The following is a 4,060-nucleotide window of genomic DNA, read 5'->3' as shown; positions in this document are numbered from 1 at the left end:
GCAGCCCCGCCTGCGGCGCGAGCGTCACGTACCTGCCTTCCGGCGGGCGCACCGCGCGGTCGCCGAGCGCCGCCGCCCAGAAGCGGGCCGCGCCCGCGAGATCGTCGGTGCGGCAATCGATGATGAACCCGGCCAGCCGGCTGCGATGCGCCATCACTCCCTCCCTTCCTCTCCCGGGCCGTCGCCGGCCTGGATCTCGATGAAGACGCGGCTGATCCCCGGATGCCGGGCGCGGAGCTCGGCCTCCAGCACCGCGATGCCGCGCTCGACCTCCCCCGCCGTGAGATGGTCGCGGACGTCGACGCTCAGGTTCACCAGGATGTCCGAGGGGCCGAACTGCATGGTGCGGACCTCGTTGACCCCGTTCACGAAGGCTGCCCGCCCGGCCACGCCCATGATGTCCTCGACGATGTGCGGCTCGGTCGCCTCGGCCACGAAGAAGCTCCGCGTCTCGATCAGCAGCATGACCGCGGCCAGCGCCAGGATGCCGCCGACCGCGAGGGCCGCCATCCCGTCCGCCCACAGCCAGCCGAGCCGGTCGCTGCAGAAGACCCCGGCCAGGGCGACGAGGAGCCCGGCGATGCCGGCGGTGTCGGCGAAGACGAGCGGGAAGAGCGCCGGATCCTTCGCCTCGCGCAGCGCGGCGAGGAGCGGCCGGCCGGTGCCGGCGGCGCCGATGCGCCGCCAGGCGGCGATCCAGCTGCCGAGCTGGAAGGCGAGCGCCACGGCCAGGACGAGGTAGATCCAGCCGACCCGCTGCAGGGCGACCGGCGCCTCCAGCCTCTCGATGCCCTTCGAGATCGCGACCCCCGCCCCGATCCCGAAGACGAGGATCGCCGCCACGAAGGACCAGAAGTGGATCTCCCTCGCCTGCCCGAAATGGTGACCCGGATCCGCCGACCGCTCGCTGCGCTGGATCCCGAGCAGCAGCAGCGCCTCGTTGCAGGTGTCGACGCTCGAATGCACCGCCTCGGCGAACAGCGCCCCCGAGCCGCTGAAGGCGGCGACGACGTACTTGGCGGCCGCCAGCGCCGCATTGCCGATCAGCGCGGTAACGGCGAGACGGCTCGAGGCCTCGGCCAAGCGTACCTCCCGAAGTGCGACGCGGAAGCCCGAGAAAGGCTGGAGCCGCGACAGTGAAGCAGGCGTCCGCGCGCATCAAGTCTTGTCGCGTGGCGGGAATCCGCCGATCCGATTTCTACTCATGGACTTGCTGCCGCGCGGTTTGCCACTTTGGGGCTCCCCTCAACAGCCCCGGATCCGCCCAAAGTGCGACCCCTCCTCCGCGCCGCAGCCCTCCTCGCCTCCGCCCTCGTCGTCGCCAACTGCGCCCAGACCCCGCAGGCCATGCAGATGTCGCGCAGCGCGCCCGATGCGGCCGCGCCCGAGGTCGCCCGCGCCGCGCCGAGCGAGCGCGACCTGTCGTGCCTGGCCGAGGCGGTCTACTTCGAGGCGCGCGGCACCGGGCCGGTCGGCGAGTCGGCGGTCGCCCACGTGGTGGTGAACCGGGCGCAGGCGCCCGCCTTCCCCAACTCGATCTGCGGCGTCGTCGGCGACGGCTGCCAGTTCTCCTACCGCTGCGACGGCCACTCCGACGCACTGGCCGAACCGGGCTCGCGCGCACGGGCCTTCAAGGTGGCCGAGACGGTGCTGAGCGGCGCACCCGATATCACGGGCGGCGCGCTCTTCTTCCACTCGGCGCGCGTCGCGCCCGGCTGGTTCAAGACCCGCCCGCGCGTCGGCACCTTCGGCGGGAACGTCTTCTACCGCTGAGCCAGCAGCGCCCGCCCGAGCCGCTCCGGCGCCGGCGGGCGGACCGACTGCCGCTCGACCAGCGTGCATTCGACCTTGATCTGCGGCTGCCGGCCCTCCGGGCGGATCTGCCCGTCGATCAGCGTCGCCGCCGCCTGCAGCCCCATCTCGTGGTGCGGCAGGATCACCGTGGTGAGCGGCGGGCGCATGAACTGCGCGATCTCGCGGTCGTCGTAGCCGACGACCGAGACGTCCTCCGGGATGCGCAGGCCGCGCTCCTTCAAGGCGTCGTAGCAGCCGACCGCCATCATGTCGCTGGCGACGAAGATCGCCGTCGGCGGGTCGGGCAGGTCCATGAGCGCCATGGTGCCCTCGTAGCCGGTCGGCGGCTCCCAGTTGCCGGGGCGGACGAGGTCGGGGTCGAACAGGATGTCGTGCTCGGCCAGCGCCCGCCGGTAGCCGCTCAGCCGGTCGCGCGAGGGGTCGGTCCAGGACTGGCCGTGGATATGCGCGATCCGGCGGTGGCCGGCCCGGATCAGGTGCAGCGTGGCGACATAGCCGCCGAGCAGTTCGCCCGGCACCACCGAGGCGACCGAATGATCCGGCACGCTGCAGTTGAGCAGCACCGTCGGCACCTGGTAGAACTGCGGCCGCGGCCGGATCCGCCGGGTGAGGATGGTGCCGTAGATGAGCCCGACGAGCGGCTGGCCGAGCGTCTGCTCGAGGACCGCCCGCTCGAGCGCCTCGTCGCTGTGGTAGACCCCGGCCGCCACGATCAGCCCGTTCTCCCAGGCCCGCTCCCGCACGCCGTCGAGCTGCAGCGCGCACCAGGGGTCGGTCGAGATCTCGTCCGAGACGAAGCCGATCACCCGCGAGCCGACCGAATGCGGCGCGGCCGGGCCGCGGCGCGGCAGCTTGTAGCCGAGCTCGCGCGCCGCCTCGCGCACCCGCTGCCGGGTCGCGGTGGAGAGCCGCGCCCCGAGGGCGTTGTTCAGCACCAGCGACACGGTGGTCTGCGAGACCCCCGCCGCCAGCGCCACGTCCATCATCGTCGGCGCCCCTCCCTCCCGGGGGCGGCCGGCGTCAGCTGGGTCTGCGACTATCCTCCTGCCGCCCTTCACTTTTTTGCCTTTCGTGGCGTTCATCGTTATTATCAACATTATCAACTTGATATGTCAACGTTACTTATACGTTGCATTCGCGGCGGTCCTGATATTAGCATGACGGCGGCCGACCGCAGCACCGGCGGCCGCGGCCCGCGCCGAGACAAGAGGCGGGCCCGACAGCACGGGAGGAATCGAATGAAGCGTATCGTCATGACCGCCCTCGCCGGCTCGCTGGCGTTCGCCTGCGCGGCGCAGGCGCAGGAGGTCAAGCAGATGGCCTTCGTGGTGAATGCCGCCTCCGACTTCTGGAAACTGGCCGAGGCCGGGGTGAAGAAGGCGCAGGCGGAGCTCGGCGACGGCTACGAGACCCAGTTCCGCTATCCGGCCCAGGGCACCGCGGCGCTGCAGAACGCGCTGATGGACGATCTCGTCGCCGCCGGCACCGACGCGATCATGATCTCCTCGGTCGATCCGAAGACATCGACCGACGCCTTCAACCGGATCGCCGCGCAGATCCCGCTCTTCACCACCGACTCGGACGCGCCGCAGTCGAACCGCATCGCCTACCTCGGCTCGTCGAACACCGACGCCGGCGTGCAGGCCGGCGAGATCGCCAAGAAGGCGCTGCCCGACGGCGGCAAGTGCATGGGCTTCGTCGGCTTCCTCGGCGCCGACAACGCGGTCGAGCGCATCGCCGGCTTCCGCCAGGCGGTCGAGGGCACCGGGATCGAGCTCGTCGACGTGCGGGGCGACGACGTCGACTTCGCCAAGGCGCGCTCGAACGTCGACGACGTCTTGGCCGCCAACCCCGAGATCACCTGCATGGTCGGCTTCTATTCCTACAACTCGCCGAAGATCTACGAGGCGCTGCAGGCGGCCGGCAAGGTGGGCGAGATCACCGTCATCGCCTTCGACGAGGATCCGATCACCCTCGGCGCGGTCAAGGACGGCTCCTTCGCCGGCACCGTGGTGCAGCAGCCGTTCGAATGGGGCTACCAGGGCATGAAGCTGATGGCGGCCTACCTCGGCGGCGACAAGTCGATGATCCCCGAGGACGGGCTGATCATCGTGCCGACCAAGGTCATCGACAAGGACAACGTCGAGGCCTTCGAGGCCGACCTGAAGGAGAAGATCGCCTCCGCGTCGAGCTGACGCTGGCCGGCCGGCGCTTCGCGCTGCAGCTGGGCCAGCCCGTGCGCTTC

The 4,060-nt window shown here is 70.9% G+C and carries 4 protein-coding genes; 2 read left to right on the top strand and 2 right to left on the bottom strand.

What is annotated here, in order from left to right; genetic code table 11:
• Positions 1-153: 153 nt before the first annotated feature.
• Positions 154-1,083, bottom strand: coding sequence for a cation diffusion facilitator family transporter (locus tag Q0112_RS14410; RefSeq protein ID WP_297976446.1), 930 nt, complete (start codon positions 1,081-1,083; stop codon positions 154-156).
• Positions 1,084-1,269: 186 nt separating this feature from the next.
• Here Q0112_RS14410 and Q0112_RS14405 point away from each other — a divergent pair, with 186 nt between their 5' ends.
• Positions 1,270-1,773, top strand: coding sequence for a cell wall hydrolase (locus Q0112_RS14405; protein ID WP_297976445.1), 504 nt, complete (start codon positions 1,270-1,272; stop codon positions 1,771-1,773).
• On the opposite strand, the gene Q0112_RS14400 is transcribed toward Q0112_RS14405, so the two are convergent.
• On the bottom strand, positions 1,764-2,801 hold the full coding sequence (locus Q0112_RS14400; RefSeq protein WP_297976444.1) for a LacI family DNA-binding transcriptional regulator: 1,038 nt from the start codon (positions 2,799-2,801) through the stop codon (positions 1,764-1,766). The genes Q0112_RS14405 and Q0112_RS14400 overlap by 10 nt on opposite strands.
• A 252-nt stretch (positions 2,802-3,053) precedes the next feature.
• On the opposite strand from Q0112_RS14400, the gene Q0112_RS14395 reads away from it, so the two are divergent.
• Complete coding sequence (locus tag Q0112_RS14395) at positions 3,054-4,010, top strand: sugar-binding protein (protein WP_297976442.1); 957 nt, start codon at positions 3,054-3,056, stop codon at positions 4,008-4,010.
• Positions 4,011-4,060 lie beyond the last annotated feature (50 nt).

The sequence above is a fragment of the uncultured Amaricoccus sp. genome, from assembly GCF_937858865.1.
Lineage (GTDB): Bacteria > Pseudomonadota > Alphaproteobacteria > Rhodobacterales > Rhodobacteraceae > Amaricoccus.
Note: the sequence above shows the minus strand (reverse complement) of the source record. Positions and strands in the feature narration are given on the sequence as shown.